Source organism: Sphingopyxis sp. 22461, from assembly GCF_052044915.1.
Classification (GTDB): Bacteria; Pseudomonadota; Alphaproteobacteria; order Sphingomonadales; family Sphingomonadaceae; genus Sphingopyxis.
The window spans coordinates 211,944-226,554 of record NZ_JBQENY010000004.1 but is presented as its reverse complement, the minus strand read 5'-3'; the positions used below and the strand labels follow the sequence as shown (position 1 = coordinate 226,554).

Here is a 14,611-nt window from a genome sequence, read left to right as displayed (position 1 = left end):
ATGAGCGCGCGCGTCGAATTTTTCTTCGACCTTTCTTCGCCGTGGACCTGCCTCGCGTTCCATAACCTGCCGGGTGTACTCGAACGGACGGGCGCGGCGGCGGTCTATCGGCCGATCCTTGTCGGCGGGGTGTTCAATGCGGTGAATCCCGCCGTCTATGCGGCGCGCAAACAGGTCGACAACCGGCGGCTGACGCACAGCTGGAAAATCCTGAAGGACTGGGCGCGGCTTGCGGGCGTGCCGATGAATTTCCCTTCGGAGTGGCACCCGGCGAAAAGCATCGCGGCGATGCGCTTCTGCTGCGCGCTCGAAGCGGATCAGGCGGCGCTCGTTCGCTTCGCGCGCGGTGCCTTCGCGAGCTATTTCGACCGGCAGGAAAATCTCGACGACCCCGCTGTACTCGCAGCGATCGCCGATGCCGAGGGGCTGGGCGGCGCGGCGCTCGCCGCCGCGGCGGGCAGCGATGCGGTCAAGGCGCGGCTGCGCGCGAATACCGATGAAGTCATCGCGCGCGGCGGCTATGGTTCGCCGACGATCTTCGTCGATAGGGACGATATGTATTTTGGCAACGACCAGCTTCCGCTCGTCGAGGCCGCGCTCACACGCTGAAAAGGACTCTCCCGTGAAAGACCGTATTTCGATCACCATGCTCGAAGGCGGGATCGCCGATGTCCGGCTGATCCGCGCCGACAAGATGAATGCGCTCGACCCCGCAATGTGGGAGGCGCTCGCCGAGGCGGTCGATCAACTCAAGGCGACCGCGGGGCTCCGCGTCGTCGTCCTCTCGGGCGAAGGCCGCGCCTTCTGCGCCGGGCTCGACCTCTCGAGCCTCAGCAACGATCGTGATCCGGGCGCGAGCAGCGCGGGCGGCAGCCTGTCCGACCGGACACGTGGGATCGCGAACAATGCCCAATACGCCGCGTGGGGCTGGCGCGAAATCCCGGTGCCAGTGATCGCGGCGGTTCATGGCGTCGCGTTCGGCGCGGGGAGCCAGATCATGGCCGCGGCCGACATCCGTATCGTCCACCCCGACACGCGCATCGCGATCATGGAGATGCGTTGGGGCCTTGTCCCCGATGTCGCCGGCATGGCGCTGTGGCGCACGCAGGTCGCCGACGATGTGCTGCGCGAGATGATCTATACCAACCGCGAATTCAACGGATCGGAAGCCAAGCTGCTCGGTTTTGCGACGCATGTGTCGGACGACCCGTTGGCGAAAGCGATGGAACTCGCCGAAGTGATCGCCGACAAGAATCCGCACGCGATCCGCGGGGCGAAGCGGCTGTGCAACATGCTCGCCGATGCGAGCGACGCCGAAATCCTTCAGGCCGAAAGCGATGAACAGGTGAAGGTGATCCGCACCCCGAACCAGATGGAAGCGGTGATGGCGGGGATGCAGAAGCGGAAGCCGAATTTTACGGATTAGAGCAGAGTTAGAAACCGCGCCGCATTATCCCAGTCGCGTTTGTGGATGGCGCGCGCTTTTTGCGCTTCGCTGTCAGCGCCCCAGCGGCGTTCCTGATAGAGCTCGTCGAGGCTCACGGTCTCCCATAAGGCGTCGGCGTCGAACACGTTTTCGAGCAAGGCGAGGCCCGCGACGAGCGATCCGCCGATCGTCACCAGCGGCGTCAGCGCGGTGATCCGCCACGCGTCCTGCGCCAGCACGGCGCCCTGCAACACCGCAACCGTCGCCTCGGGCTGATCGACCGGCAGCACGCCCTGCGTCAGCGTGAATTCGATGCCGTAGCGTGCCTCGGCCCAGGCGAGCAGCGGGTTCCATGCCGCCGCCTGCTCGGCCTGCAGCGCGGCATCGCGCGCGTCGCGATAGCAGAAGAGATCGCTCTGCGCATAAGCGGCGACCGGCGCGGCGAAGGCGGCGAGGTCGGGTGTCGCCAGATCGATCGCGGCGTTGGTCAGGCCTGTCATCGGCATGGCGGCCGGGTCGATCGTCTCGCCCACGTTGCGCCATTCGGCGGCGATCGCTTCGGCGAGTGCGGCGCTTGCGACGGCGAGCGGTGCGCGTTGCGGCGTGCGCACCGGCCGGCCGTCGAGCGCGATGCCCCAGCCGCCGTCCTCGGGGGCGACGGCGACCTCTTTCCAGAAGCGCTTCACGGGTTTTTGGGCGAACGCCAGCGGCGCGCGAGCAGCAGCGGCATGACCGCGAAATCGAACGCGCCGACCAGCACGATCGCGGCGCCGATCCAGCGGTCGGTCGGCTGGCCCGCGAGCGTGAAACCGCCGCTGATCAGGATGAAACCGATCATCGCGAAGGCGGCGCCCATCAGGCGCATCGCGGAGATCGCAAAGAAACGTTTTTTGGCGAGTGCGTCGTCGGCTTGGGTCATGCACCCTCCCTATCGCCGCCAAGGTGGCGCATCAACTGCGCGAGCGCGCCATGGCCGGTCGCCTCGACGCCCTCGATCACGCGCCCGCGTTCCGCGGCGGACTTGTTCTGCGACAGTTTGATCGTCGGGCGCCACGCCGCGATCCGCATTTCGAAGCCGGTAATGGCGCCGGTCATCTTGCTGAACAGCGCCGGGTTCATCTTGTCGCGCGTCCAGGGCGGGTTCCCGCCGACGCGCGCTTCGTGCTGGGTGGACAATGTATCGAGCTGCGCGACCAGTTCGGCGTCGTCGAGCTTGCGCGCCACGCCCTCCATCTCGATCGCGACATAATTCCATGTCGGCACCTGATCGGCATCGGCGTACCAGCTCGCGCTGACATAGGCATCGGGACCCTGCACGACCGCCAGCGCGTTCGCGCCGCCCAGGTGGCGGGTGAGCGCATTGCCGCGCGCGAGGTGGAATTGCAGCGTCGTCCGGTCGTCGCTCAGCACCACCGGCGCATGCGCGACGCGCGGCCCGTCGGGGGTGCTCGCAAAGATCGCGGCAAAACCGATCTCGCGCACGAGCAATTCGGCGAGATCGTCCTGCCGCGGGCGGAAGGCGGAGTTCGGATGCATCAGTCCGCTTTGGGCGGGCGCGCCGGATGCTTTTTGGCGCTCGGTTTCTTGCCCGCGGGTTTCCCGGGCGCCGGCTTGCCGGGCTTGCCCGGTTTCGCCTTCGCCTTGGGCTTCGGCTTGCCGACGAAATCGGTCGGCTTGCTCTCGGCGGTGCGGCCGCGCCGCTCGCCGCGCCGCGCCTTGCGGATCTGCTTGCTGTGCGCCTTCGCCTGCGCCTTCAGCGCCGATTTTGGCGGCGGGCCTTTCTCGGTCGGGTCGATCCCGACCTCGCCGAGCAGCAGGTCGAAACCGAGCGCGTCGAGGCTCGCTGCGAAATGCTCGGGCACCTCGGCGCTGATATCGATCGCGCCGCCGTCGGGGTGGTCGATGCGCAAACGGCGACTGTGGAGGTGCATCTTGCGGCTGATCGTGCCGGTCAGGAACGCACCCTTGCCGCCATATTTGCCGTCGCCGACGATCGGATGGCCGATCGCCGCCATATGGACGCGCAGCTGGTGGGTACGCCCGGTCAGCGGCTGCAGTTCGACCCACGCCGCGCTGTTCCCCGCCCGCTCGATCACGCGATAGCGCGTCTTCGATGCGAGGCCGCTGTCATGGACGTGCATTTTCTCGCCGCCCGACCCCGGCTGCTTGGCGAGCGGCAGGTCGATTTCGCCCTGCTGGATGTCGGGAACGCCGACAATCAGCGCCCAATAGGTCTTCTTCGCGCTGCGGTTCGAAAAGCTCTTGGCGAAATAGGCCGCGGCCTTCGGCGTCCGCGCAACGAGGAGCGCGCCCGACGTGTCCTTGTCGAGCCGGTGGACGAGCTTGGGGCGCGTCGGGCCATCGAATTTCAGCGCGTCGAGCAGGCCGTCGACATGCTGCTCGGTCTTGGTGCCGCCCTGCGTTGCGAGCCCGGGAAGCTTGTTGAGCACGATCGCACTGGCATCGCGGTGGATGAGCATCCCGGTCGCCAGCTCGATATCGGCATCGGTCAGCGGACGACCCTTGCGCGCCGGACGCGCCGCAGTCTCGACCGGCGGTGTCGGCATGACGAGTTTCTGCCCGGTCGCGATCCGGTCCGACACATCGGCCTTTTTGCCGTCGAGCGTCAGCTGTCCCGAGCGTGCCCAGCGCGCGAGCAGTGCGTGCGGCGTTCCTTCGCGGTGGCGCTTGAACCAGCGGTCGAGCCGGATGCCGTCGTCTTCCTCGGCGATGGTGGCGCCGTCGAGATTGGCTTTGGCGTCGCTCATGCCGGCACCTGCCGCACGATGAAGAGCCCGAGCCCGCAGGCGGCAATCGCGCCGACTACCGACGCGAGGACATAGGCGGCCGCCTGAGCGTTTTGACCGCGTTCGAAGAGCATCCAATATTCCATGCTGAAAGAGGAGAAGGTGGTGAAGCCGCCGAGAATCCCGACGCCCACGAACAGTCGCGCGGTGTCGCCGCCGCCGCTGCGCACGAGCCAGCCGACGAGCAGGCCCATCAACAGGCTGCCGACGATATTGATCGACAGCGTGCCCCACGGGAAGGCCGGGCCCAACCGCGCGAGCATCGCCTGCCCGACCAGATGGCGGGCGCCGGCGCCGATCGCGCCGCCGATCATGACGGGAAACAGGCTGTTCATGCGCCCGCCCTAGCCCGAAACGGGCGCGAGGCATAGCGGGCCATTTCTAGGCGTCGGGCGGGGTCAGTGCGGTGGTGGAGCGCTCGTGCGTCGCGCGCCAGTTTTCGGGACGGACAAAGTCGCCCTGCCAGATGCCCCGCCGTTTCGCCTGCGCCTCGGCTTCTTCGACCATATAGGCGTCGCTGGTTGCCACCGCCCATCCGAGCCGCGTCATTTCGGCGCCGAGATCGATGCCGTCGGGGAAGGCGGCGGTGCGGCACGCGGCGAGCGTGCGATCGTAACGATCCTTTGCCGCGACCTCGCAATGGAGCGGCCCGCGGCCCGCGAGTTTTTCGAGCGCGGTGCGTGCGTCGCGCCCGCAGGGCCAGCGCGTTGCGCCGCGCGCGCAATCCTGCCGATATTCGACCGCGTCGATGCCGGTCAGGCGGATCGTCAGCGGCGCGTCGTCCTGCCGCACCGTCAGGCTGTCACCGTCGATCACATGGACAAGCGGCACGGTCAGCGCGGGTGCTGGCAACCACACCCATGCGACAAAGGCGAACCCGGCGAGGAGCAGTAGTGCGAGCAGCGACCGGAAGCGCCGCCGCCAGCGCAGCCGCGCGAGCGAGGAGGAGCCTGAAACCATCGGATCCCGCCTGACTCGATGGGGACGGCTTGGCAAGGGTGAATTAAGGATTGACGATAGGAACAAACCATATCCAAAATGGACCTATTCTCCAACGGCCGACGCGCACCGACTCATACCAATATCAAGCTTGGGTCCGGATTGGCGGCAAACGGGAGCGAACAAAAGGTGAATATCGCCGAAATGACGGCATGCTTACGCCAGGATGGAGCGATGGGGGGACAGGTAGCATGATGGGCCAAGAGATGCAGAGGCTGGATTCATTGGCAATCGCGCCAGGCGGTTTTGGTGCAGGACAGGCCGGGCCGCCCGAGACGATCGGCGGATCAATCCCCGACAGTATTGCGTCGCCGCTTTTGTTCGTGGGGTCAGCGGCCGATTGGCCCGACGCGGCTTCGCTCGCCGAAGTGCGCCTCGTCAGAACGCTCCCTCCATTGCGGGCGGCGGACTATATCCGGAAAACAGCGACACTGGACATTATCTGGCTCGCCGCCGCGGAGACGATCGAAGGCGAAACGCTGGGCGACATATGCGCGGCGGCGGCCGAGCGGGGCTGCAACCTCATATGCGAAACCACGCTGGTCGCGCTTGATCGGGCCGCGGCGGCTATTCCGGCGGCGCTCGACGTTCAGTTCCTGGTTGACGCCGATCCGACCGACCGGCTCGTTGCCCTGGCGGCAGCAAGGCGGACGCGGCACGGCGTACTCCATGACATAGCACGCAATGATCAGATGGAGCGGATCGACCGGCTGCAGGAAGAAGTCGCGCGCATCTCGCGCCTGCTCGGCGACCTTGCCGGCCAGAGGGGCGGTCTTCCCGGTACGCCCATGGGCTTTGCATCGCGGGCTGAGGATCTGGCCGACTATGCAGGACAGGTCCGCGCACCGGCGCGCGACTTTACCGCGATGCCGCGCAGCTTCGTTCCCGAAGAGCGCACGCTCGACCGGCAGCGCGCCAAGGCGGTGCGGCGGATGCTGCGCCAGCGGCGGATGCGTGAGCAATATTTCCCCGCCGACCTGTTCGCCGATCCGGCATGGGACATGTTGCTCGATCTCTATGCCGCGCGGCTCGAGCGCCAGCCGGTGTCGGTGTCGAGCCTGTGCATCGCCGCCGCGGTCCCCGCGACGACGGCGCTGCGCTGGATCAAAACGATGACCGATGCCGGCCTGTTCCTGCGCGAAGACGACCCGCACGATGGCCGCCGCATCTTCATCGCGCTCGCCGAGGGCGCCTCTGACGCGCTCGGCCGTTATTTCGAGGCGCTCGAGGAATAGGCGAAGAATGGGCATGGCCCGCGCCGATCGGCCCGGCTAACTTCCGGCCATGAAGGATGCCGTCGAAGTAGTCGTGAACGACCGGATGCAGCAGGGGTATCGCTACAGGCGCACGGCCGCGATGGGCAAAGCGTTCGATCCCGGTTTCGAACCCGAACTCACGCCCGCCGAGATGCTGGAACTCGGGGTGTTCTGCGGCAAATATATGACCGACTGCACCGCCGAATTCCCGGAAAGCTGGTTCAAGAAGGCGAAACTTTCACCCGAACGGGCGGACTGTTCGCTCAACTATTTCGGCATCCGCGCGAGTGTTCCGCTGCATATCTGGGTCCAGAAAGGGTGGATCCATCCCGATGATCCGCGCGGCTGGTTCCAATGGTATTGCCGCTATTATTCGGGACGGCGGATGCCGGGCGAGGACCATCGCCAGATTGCGCGGTGGCGCGCGTTCCGGCGCCATGCCGCGCAAGTGCGCAAGCATTGCGAGCCGGGCGATCCCTTTTGCCGTCCGAAACAGCGGCAGGCATTGCTGCAATGGGCGTACGACAGCCGGGACATCTAGGGGCAGGACCCTCGCCCCCAAGCCGGGCCATTTCCCTTCATCGCGCGGCGCACTATGTAAGCGCCGCACTTCAACGGAGTTTCTGCTGATGCCGATTATGGCCGCCCGCGTTTATCATGACGGCAAGCTTGTCCGCGACATCGGCCCTGACGAGGAACTTCCGGAAGATTGCGCCGACGGCGATTTTTTCTGGCTCGGCCTCTATGAACCGACGCCGGGGGAACTGGAGGGGATCGCCAAGCGGTTCGGCCTTCATCCGCTCGCGGTCGAGGATGCGCTGAAGGCGAACCAGTTGCCGAAGGTCGAAGCCTATGGCGACCAGCTGTTCGTCATAACCCGCACTGCGAACCTCGATTCTGACACGATCCATCCGGGCGAGACGGCGTTTTTCCTTGGCCCCCATTTTTTCGTCAGCGTCCGCCACGGGTCGGCGCGCACCCACACCGACATTCGCGCGCGGCTCGAAACGCTGCCCGCCAAGCTCGCGCACGGCCCCGACTATGTCCTCTATGCTGTGCTCGATTTCATCGTCGACGGCTATTTCCCCGTCGTCGACGCGATCGAGGACCGGATGCTGCTGGTCGAGGAAAGCGTGATGGACACCCCGCTCGATGCTGCCGAGATTCGTCATCTTTACGCGCAGCGGCATGAAATCATCCGCTTTCAGCGCCTCGTCGGCATGATGAAGGAGGTCGCGGGGCGCCTCGCGACCGAAGAGGATTTGCCCAATATCGATCCCGCCGTGCGCCCCTTTTTCCGCGACATCTGGGATCATGTGCAGCGCGCCGAATTCCGCCTCGTCGGCCTCCGCGACGTCGCCGCGTCGGTGATCGAAACCAACGGCATGCTCGAACAGCAGCGCCAGGGCGTGATCACGCGCCAGCTCGCCGCCTGGGCTGCGATCCTTGCCGTGCCGACCGCAATTGCCGGCATTTATGGGATGAATTTCGAGTTCATGCCCGAACTCGACTGGGCTTTTGGCTATCCATTCGCGCTCGCCCTGATCTTTGGCGGATCAGGACTCGTCTTCTGGCGATTCAAGCATATCGGCTGGCTCTGACGCGCGCGACGCGCTTGCCAGCGGCGGCGGCTTATGGCAGGGGCGCACCTTCCGCTGATGGCGACATCTGGGGGGCGCTTAGCTCAGTTGGTAGAGCATCTCGTTTACACCGAGAGGGTCGGCGGTTCGAGCCCGTCAGCGCCCACCACGCAGTCACTAGTCGACTGCAATCGCGGCGACGCCGTAGCTGTGTTTTCGATAATATCACGATATGTCAGCGGCTTAGCTCGATATCTATCGCGCATAGCTTCGACGTAGAGACGTTTCCGGCGGCCGAAACCAGTCGTCGCAGGACGCAGATTCTCTGTTCGAGGATTTTGCGGCCGGAGGATGCGTTGCATGAAAGATGCGCATCAGATGCGCATCTTATCCCGCGGTGCTGTGGGTGTAGGTTTATGCGAACCCGAGCATGTCGCGCTGACCTTGCCAGTCGATCGGAAGGTGATTGATGCGCGCCAGGAACTGTCGATTGAGGTGCGCGGGCTGGCGGCCGTCGAGGATTGCGGTCGTGATATCGGGCGCAAGGTAAGCGAGCCGGAGCAGGGAGCAGAAGTATGGCGTCGATACTGCCATCGAGGCCGCCGCGGCTTCGACTGAGGTTCAGGGCCGCGTACGACTGGCTAATACAAGGGCCGAGATCAACTTCACCGCGGCTCTCTTCGGGCTAAGGTTTGCTAAGATTTGCGAGTAATGTATCGAGAATCGTAGGGTCAGCCAGTGTAGACGTGTCGCCGAGGTCGCTTGTATCGCCTTCCGCGATCTTTCGCAGCAAACGCCGCATGATCTTGCCGCTGCGCGTTTTTGGCAGACCATGCACGATCCGCACGCTTTCGGGCGTTGCGATCGGCCCGATCTCGCGCCGGACCCATTGTGCAAGATCGCCTTCCATGGCTTCCGAGGCTTCCTCGCCGGCGTTCAGCACGACATAGGCGTGGACCGCCTGCCCCTTGATATCATGGGGACTGCCGACGACTGCGGCCTCGGCGACCTTTTCGTGGAGCACAAGCGCCGATTCGATTTCGGCGGTGCTCAGCCGGTGCCCCGAGACGTTGATGACGTCATCGACCCGGCCCGTGATCCACCAATATCCGTCGGCGTCGCGGCGCGCGCCGTCGCCGGTGAAATAGCAACCCGGATAAGCGGTGAAATAGGTCTCGAAGAAGCGGTCGTGATCGTTCCAGACCGACCGCATCTGCCCCGGCCAGCTCCGCTCGATGAGGAGGTTTCCGCTGCCGGTGCCGGGGACGTCGTCGCCATTCGCATCGACAAGCCGCAGCGCGACGCCGGGAAGCGGCAGGGTCGCCGCTCCGGGTTTGAGGTTGGTCGCGGCGGGGAACGGGGCGATCATCGCTCCGCCGGTTTCGGTCTGCCACCAGGTGTCGATAATCGGGCAACGGCCCTCGCCGGCGACGGCATGATACCAGCGCCAGGCTTCCGGATTGATCGGCTCGCCGACCGACCCCAGCAGCCTGAGCGACGCACGACTGGTCCGCGTGACATGGTCGTCGCCTTCGCGCATGAGCGCGCGCAGCACGGTCGGGGCAGTGAACAGCGTGTTGACACCGTGCCGGTCGCAGATTTCCCACAGGCGCGACGGGGTCGGCCAATTGGGAACCCCTTCATACATCAGCGTTGTCGCGCCGTTGGCGAGTGGGCCATATAGGATATAGCTGTGTCCCGTGATCCAGCCGACGTCGGCGGCGCACCAGAAGACATCGCCAGGCCGGTAGTCGAAGGCGAGTTCGTGCGTGAGCGCCGCCCAGAGAAGATAGCCGCCGGTCGTGTGCATGACGCCCTTCGGCTTGCCGGTCGAGCCCGACGTATAGAGGATGAAGAGCGGATCCTCGGCTCTCATGGCGACCGCCGGGCATTCGGTCCCGACCGCGGCCGCCGCCTCGTCATACCAGATGTCGCGTCCGGGCGTCATGGGCGTATCGGCGCCGGTGGCCCGCACGACGATGACGCGCCCGACGCCCGGCGCATGGGCAAGGGCCGCATCGACATTCGGTTTGAGCGGGACCGGCTTGCCACCGCGCCGCCCCGCATCGGCGGTGACGATGACGGTCGATCCGCAGTCGTTGACCCTGCCGGCGATCGATTCGGGAGAAAAGCCCCCGAAGACGACCGAGTGGATCGCGCCGAGGCGCGCGCAGGCGAGCATCGCGAAGGCCGCCTCGGGGATCATCGGCATATAGATGGTGACGCGATCGCCGCGCTGGACGCCGTTCGCTTTCAGGACATTGGCGAAGCGGCATGTCTCGGCGAGCAGTTCGGCATAGTCGATCAGACGCGGCGCCTCGGACGGATCGTCGGGCTCCCAGATGATCGCGGTTGCCTGGGGGCGTGTCGCTGCATGGCGGTCGATGCAATTGACGCAGGCATTCAGCGAGCCGTCGGCGAACCAGGCGATATGAAAATCGTCGCGGTCGAAGGACCAGTCGCCTGCGGTTTGTGGGAAGCTCGTCCAGTCCAGTCGCCGGGCCTGTTCCAACCAAAAGGCGTCGGGCTGGATCAGCGAGCGGTCGTAGAGCATCCGGCGAGCCGCCGCATCGACGCGGCCATTCTCCTTCCACCATTGCGGCACAGGGTAGATTTCGGCGTCGCCCATTGTCCTCGCTCCCTCATTCTCTCCCCCGGCACTTAGGATTGTGGAGTGAGAAGGCGCGGCTGAAGTTGCGCGGAAAACGGCCGAGAATGCCGGAAATCCGCGTCCCGCGACAGGTTTTGCTCACGTGGGCGAGAGGGTGCCGAGCAGGGCGACCGCCAGCAGGACCGCGAACCCGGCAGCGGTTTCTGCGCCGAGCGAGCGGCGCAGCGCGCGATCGGCTCCGGGTGCGTCCGCCGCGAGGGCGGGCGCGAGGCGCCAGCGATTGAGCGCCGCGAAACCGAGCATCGCGGCGAACAGGCCGAGTTTTGCCACCAACACGACCGCCCAGCCACTGGTCAGCGCTGGCGGCCATCCTGCGATGACGATCATGTTGACGATCCCCGTGGCGAGCAACAGCAGCACGAGGATCGTGCCCGTGGCGGCAAAACCGGCAAGGCTGCGGAGGAGGGCATCGCGATTGCTCCGGCGCAGCAAGGCGCCCAGAAAGATGACAAGCGCGCCGAGCCACATCGCGGCCGCGAGCAGATGGACGATGTCGGACAGGCGGTGAAGGGTGCCGAGGCCGTCTTCGGTCGCGCCGGCATGGCCCGTCCAAGCGTTAGTTGCGAGCGCGATCGAAGCAGAAATCGCTGCCAGACCGCATTTCCGGCGCGCCGCAGCGAAGGCCGTCAGCAACAGCGCGGCGCCGCGAATAGCAAACACCAAGCCGAGCGGCGTCGCCGCGAGAATGGTTTGAAGCGTTGCAAGATCGACCTCGCCCACCGGGACGCCGAGCATCGACGCGACGCTTTCGAACATTCCCCAGACCGATGCGGCGAGGGCGGTCAGCGCGAGCACCGCGACGATCGGCAAGCTCCGCTGCCCGCTGACCAGCGTGCGACCCGCGGCGAGCATATACAAGGGCACGCCCGCCGTAAGGAGCAGCGCCGCATAGCTCAATGCACGGGCGGCGAGGAGGCCGGGGTCGGTCAAGGGATTATCGGACGGTGAAGCTGAAATTGCCTTCGATGCGGTGCTGGTCGGCAGCCACCGCATGCCACTTCAGGACATAGGTGCCGGCGGCGAGCGGCCGTGCGAGCTTCACCGTCAGCACCTTGCCCGTGACCTTGGTGGTAAAATCGCTTATCGGAACCGGCCCGTGTTTCGCCATGCCCGGCATACCGGTCATCGTCAGTTCGATCCCCGACAGCGGTGCAACAAGTGTTTCGGAAAAACCGAGGGTGATCGTTGCCGGCTTCGCGACGCTGGCGTTGGCGGCGGGCGAAGAGGAGAGCAGGCGGGGGTGGGCCATTGCAGTCGCCGGCAGCAGGCTCGCGGTGAGAATGGTGAAGGCGATGAAAGCATATTTGCGCATCTTGTTTCTCCAGTCCTTGGAGCTGCGGCATAGCGGTGCCGCAGGCTTTCTATCCTATACGGCTTTGCGGCCGCATCCATCTTCGGAATCGGGCCCGCTTCTGACAGGATGTGCCGTATGCCAACCCCAGATCGGCGATAATCGCGAGCGCGAGCATGGCACATGGGGGCATGCGATATTCGGCCGCCTCCCGCTGGTTCATGCTTCTCGCCGGCCTTACCGCCTTTCCCGTCGCGGTTTGCGCCCAGGATGGCATTTCGGCGGAGATCGATCTGCTCGAGATACATGTCGGCAACGGGCACGATCATCTCGTGCTCGACAGCGGCATGACCGTCGGTACGGGCGCCGACCAGCTTGTGATCAAGGTCGAAGGCGGAAGCGACACGCGCACGAGCTTCGACGACGTCGAAATCCAGGCGCTCTATTCGCGCACGCTTTCGGACCGTGTCACAATGCTCGCCGGCGTACGCTATGATATTCGCGATGCATCGAATCTGGCCCATGCGTCCCTGGGGGTCGTCGGCGATCTCGGGTCCGGGATCGAGGCCGAGCATTATGCCTTCGTGTCGCAGCACGGGAACCTGACGGGAAGCGGTCAGTTGATCGCCCGCTGGGACATCGCGCCGCGCTTGGCGCTCGAACCGCGGCTGGCGTTGGGCTGGTCGGCACAGGATGTTCTAGCCGAGGATCTTGGCAGCGGTCCGACCGATGTCGAGGTGTCGGTGCGGTTGCGCCGATCGCTTGGGGAAAGCCTCAACATCTATACGGGTGTCATCCACGAGCGACTGCTCGGCGGCACGCGCGACATTGCAGCTGCGCATGGAGAAACGGCCAAGGTGACACGGGCGATTTTCGGCATCGGGCTTTCGTTTTAGCATCCGCCGAGATCCATCGACGGGCGCCCGCAGTCCCCCGTCAGCGCAGCCAGTGACGGGCCAGCGCGATGTGCAGGCGAATGCCGGTTTCCAGGACATCGTCGTTGAAATCATAACGCGGATTGTGGAGCGGGGCGGGATTGTCGCCTTGTCCCTGGCCCAGCCAGATATAGGCACCGGGTCGCTGCTGGAGCATGAAGGAGAAATCTTCCGATGTTGCCGCGGGCTCGGGCGCCCGTTCGGCGCGGGCGACGGTCGCGGCAATCTCCAGCGCGTCTTCCGCTGCGGCCGCGTCGTTGATCGTTGCCGGGTAGTAGCGATCATAGACGAGGGTCGCGCGTACTTCGAACGATGCCTCGATGCCGCGCAGGATCTGGCGCATCCGTTCCTCGATCCTGTCCTGCACCAGCGGGTCGAAGGTCCGGACCGTGCCGCCGACGCGAACCTCGGCGGGAATGACATTGTGCGCGTGGCCGCCCTGGATTTCGGTGACCGAGAGGACCGCCGCCGCCGATGGCGGCACATCGCGCGCGACGATCGTGTTGAGCTGCTGCACGAGGCCGGCTGCGGCTAGCAGCGCGTCGGGCGTATCCTGCGGCAGCGCGGCGTGCCCGCCGCGGCCCTCAATCATGATGACGAATTTGTCCGCCGCACCCATGATCGCTCCGGCGCGGGTCGAGATGGTGCCTGCCGGCAGGCCCGGCCAATTATGCAAGGCATAGACGCGGTCGCAGGGGAAGCGCTCGAACAAGCCGTCCTCGATCATCTGCCGCGCGCCGCCTAAGCCCTCTTCGGCCGGCTGAAAGATGAAATGGAGCGTGCCCGAAAAGCCGGGATCGCGGGCCAGATATTGCGCCGCGCCGAGCAGCATCGCAACATGGCCGTCGTGGCCGCAACCATGAAAGCAGCCCGGCGAGGTGCTGGACCAGGCAAGGTTCGTCTGTTCGTCGATCGGCAGCGCGTCCATGTCGGCGCGCAGGCCAAGGGTGCGGGAGCCGTCGCCCACGCGCAAAACGCCGACAAGTCCGGTCCCGCCAATGCCTTCATGAACCTCGATCCCCGCCGAACGCAGTTCGGCAGCGATGCGCGCGGCCGTCCGATGTTCCTGGAAACCGAGTTCGGGGTGCGCATGGATGTCACGGCGCAGTGCGACGAGCGGCTGGATCAGGTCAGTGAGGTCGGTCATCAATTCTGGTTGCCGAACAGGTTCTGAATCGGAAAATGATGCTTGATGAAGGGCGACTTGATCACGACGTAGCTGAAATATTTTTCGATCCCATAGTCGCTTTCGAGCATGCCTTCGATGATCGACTGATAATGGGCGACGCCGCGTGCGACGAACTTCAGCAGATAATCATAGCCGCCGCTGACGAGATGGCATTCGACGATCTCGTCGAGCTTGGCAATGCGGGTTTCGAAGCGCGAAAAATCGCCGTGGCGATGCTCGGTGAGCGTCACTTCGGTAAAAACGGTGAGGAATTCGCCGAGCTTGTGCAGGTTGATATGCGCGCCATAGCCGGAGATATAACCCGCCTTTTCCAGTCGCTTGACTCGCGTCAGACAGGGGCTGGGTGACAGGCCCACCGCGTCGGCCAATTCAACATTGGTGATGCGGCCCATCTGCTGCAGCTTTGCGAGGATATTGAGGTCGATCCGGTCGAGCTTCGGGCCTGGCATCATGACTC

General features: G+C 65.2%; 18 protein-coding genes and 1 tRNA gene. 8 read left to right on the top strand and 11 right to left on the bottom strand.

Annotation, left to right across the window (positions count from 1 at the left end; all coding sequences use genetic code 11):
- Nucleotides 1–609, top strand: coding sequence for a 2-hydroxychromene-2-carboxylate isomerase (locus ACTJI5_RS08490; protein ID WP_440859991.1), 609 nt, complete (start codon nucleotides 1–3; stop codon nucleotides 607–609).
- 13 nt (nucleotides 610–622) lie between these two features.
- A complete protein-coding gene (locus ACTJI5_RS08485) occupies nucleotides 623–1,426 on the top strand; it encodes a crotonase/enoyl-CoA hydratase family protein (RefSeq protein WP_440859990.1) in 804 nt (267 codons plus the stop codon).
- On the opposite strand, the gene ACTJI5_RS08480 is transcribed toward ACTJI5_RS08485, so the two are convergent.
- From ACTJI5_RS08480 to ACTJI5_RS08455, 6 genes are read right to left on the bottom strand one after another with little or no spacing between them, the layout of a single operon-like run.
- Entirely contained in the window at nucleotides 1,423–2,112 is a 690-nt protein-coding gene (locus ACTJI5_RS08480) for an ATP12 family chaperone protein (RefSeq protein WP_440859989.1), read from the bottom strand. The two genes, ACTJI5_RS08485 and ACTJI5_RS08480, sit on opposite strands and share 4 nt — an antisense overlap.
- On the bottom strand, nucleotides 2,109–2,345 hold the full coding sequence (locus ACTJI5_RS08475; RefSeq protein WP_310251155.1) for a hypothetical protein: 237 nt from the start codon (nucleotides 2,343–2,345) through the stop codon (nucleotides 2,109–2,111). Before ACTJI5_RS08475 ends, ACTJI5_RS08480 begins: the two co-directional genes overlap by 4 nt.
- A complete protein-coding gene (locus tag ACTJI5_RS08470; RefSeq protein ID WP_440859988.1) occupies nucleotides 2,342–2,962 on the bottom strand; it encodes an FMN-binding negative transcriptional regulator in 621 nt (206 codons plus the stop codon). The genes ACTJI5_RS08475 and ACTJI5_RS08470 overlap by 4 nt, the downstream gene beginning before the upstream one ends.
- Entirely contained in the window at nucleotides 2,962–4,194 is a 1,233-nt protein-coding gene (locus ACTJI5_RS08465; protein ID WP_440859987.1) for an RluA family pseudouridine synthase, read from the bottom strand. Before ACTJI5_RS08465 ends, ACTJI5_RS08470 begins: the two co-directional genes overlap by 1 nt.
- On the bottom strand, nucleotides 4,191–4,568 hold the full coding sequence (crcB, locus tag ACTJI5_RS08460; RefSeq protein ID WP_439513497.1) for a fluoride efflux transporter CrcB: 378 nt from the start codon (nucleotides 4,566–4,568) through the stop codon (nucleotides 4,191–4,193). Before crcB ends, ACTJI5_RS08465 begins: the two co-directional genes overlap by 4 nt.
- Nucleotides 4,569–4,614: 46 nt before the next feature.
- Complete coding sequence (locus ACTJI5_RS08455; protein WP_440859986.1) at nucleotides 4,615–5,193, bottom strand: thermonuclease family protein; 579 nt, start codon at nucleotides 5,191–5,193, stop codon at nucleotides 4,615–4,617.
- A 263-nt stretch (nucleotides 5,194–5,456) separates the two neighbouring features.
- Here ACTJI5_RS08455 and ACTJI5_RS08450 point away from each other — a divergent pair, with 263 nt between their 5' ends.
- From ACTJI5_RS08450 to ACTJI5_RS08430, 5 genes are all read left to right on the top strand, one after another.
- The gene (locus ACTJI5_RS08450) at nucleotides 5,457–6,467 is read left to right on the top strand and encodes a MarR family transcriptional regulator (protein ID WP_440859985.1); all 1,011 of its coding nucleotides are present in this window, start codon (nucleotides 5,457–5,459) and stop codon (nucleotides 6,465–6,467) included.
- A gap of 49 nt (nucleotides 6,468–6,516) precedes the next feature.
- On the top strand, nucleotides 6,517–7,029 hold the full coding sequence (locus tag ACTJI5_RS08445; RefSeq protein ID WP_440859984.1) for a hypothetical protein: 513 nt from the start codon (nucleotides 6,517–6,519) through the stop codon (nucleotides 7,027–7,029).
- An 88-nt stretch (nucleotides 7,030–7,117) separates the two neighbouring features.
- On the top strand, nucleotides 7,118–8,089 hold the full coding sequence (locus tag ACTJI5_RS08440) for a magnesium and cobalt transport protein CorA (RefSeq protein ID WP_440859983.1): 972 nt from the start codon (nucleotides 7,118–7,120) through the stop codon (nucleotides 8,087–8,089).
- 72 nt (nucleotides 8,090–8,161) lie between these two features.
- Nucleotides 8,162–8,237, top strand: a tRNA-Val gene (locus ACTJI5_RS08435).
- Nucleotides 8,238–8,428: 191 nt separating this feature from the next.
- Nucleotides 8,429–8,686 (top strand): hypothetical protein, encoded by a 258-nt coding sequence (locus tag ACTJI5_RS08430; protein WP_440859982.1) that lies wholly within the window; start codon nucleotides 8,429–8,431, stop codon nucleotides 8,684–8,686.
- A 67-nt stretch (nucleotides 8,687–8,753) separates the two neighbouring features.
- On the opposite strand, the gene acs is transcribed toward ACTJI5_RS08430, so the two are convergent.
- The 3 genes from acs to copC form a co-directional block, all read right to left on the bottom strand.
- Nucleotides 8,754–10,697, bottom strand: coding sequence for an acetate--CoA ligase (gene acs, locus ACTJI5_RS08425; protein WP_440859981.1), 1,944 nt, complete (start codon nucleotides 10,695–10,697; stop codon nucleotides 8,754–8,756).
- A 120-nt stretch (nucleotides 10,698–10,817) separates the two neighbouring features.
- Complete coding sequence (copD, locus tag ACTJI5_RS08420) at nucleotides 10,818–11,669, bottom strand: copper homeostasis membrane protein CopD (RefSeq protein WP_440859980.1); 852 nt, start codon at nucleotides 11,667–11,669, stop codon at nucleotides 10,818–10,820.
- Between the two features lie 4 nt (nucleotides 11,670–11,673).
- Nucleotides 11,674–12,051 (bottom strand): copper homeostasis periplasmic binding protein CopC, encoded by a 378-nt coding sequence (gene copC, locus ACTJI5_RS08415; protein ID WP_440859979.1) that lies wholly within the window; start codon nucleotides 12,049–12,051, stop codon nucleotides 11,674–11,676.
- Between the two features lie 170 nt (nucleotides 12,052–12,221).
- Here copC and ACTJI5_RS08410 point away from each other — a divergent pair, with 170 nt between their 5' ends.
- A complete protein-coding gene (locus ACTJI5_RS08410; protein ID WP_439513488.1) occupies nucleotides 12,222–12,926 on the top strand; it encodes a copper resistance protein B in 705 nt (234 codons plus the stop codon).
- A 40-nt stretch (nucleotides 12,927–12,966) separates the two neighbouring features.
- On the opposite strand, the gene ACTJI5_RS08405 is transcribed toward ACTJI5_RS08410, so the two are convergent.
- Complete coding sequence (locus ACTJI5_RS08405; RefSeq protein ID WP_440859978.1) at nucleotides 12,967–14,112, bottom strand: M20 aminoacylase family protein; 1,146 nt, start codon at nucleotides 14,110–14,112, stop codon at nucleotides 12,967–12,969.
- Nucleotides 14,112–14,606, bottom strand: a complete 495-nt coding sequence (locus tag ACTJI5_RS08400) for an Lrp/AsnC family transcriptional regulator (RefSeq protein WP_440859977.1) — start codon at nucleotides 14,604–14,606, stop codon at nucleotides 14,112–14,114. Before ACTJI5_RS08400 ends, ACTJI5_RS08405 begins: the two co-directional genes overlap by 1 nt.
- Between the last annotated feature and the right edge of the window lie 5 nt (nucleotides 14,607–14,611).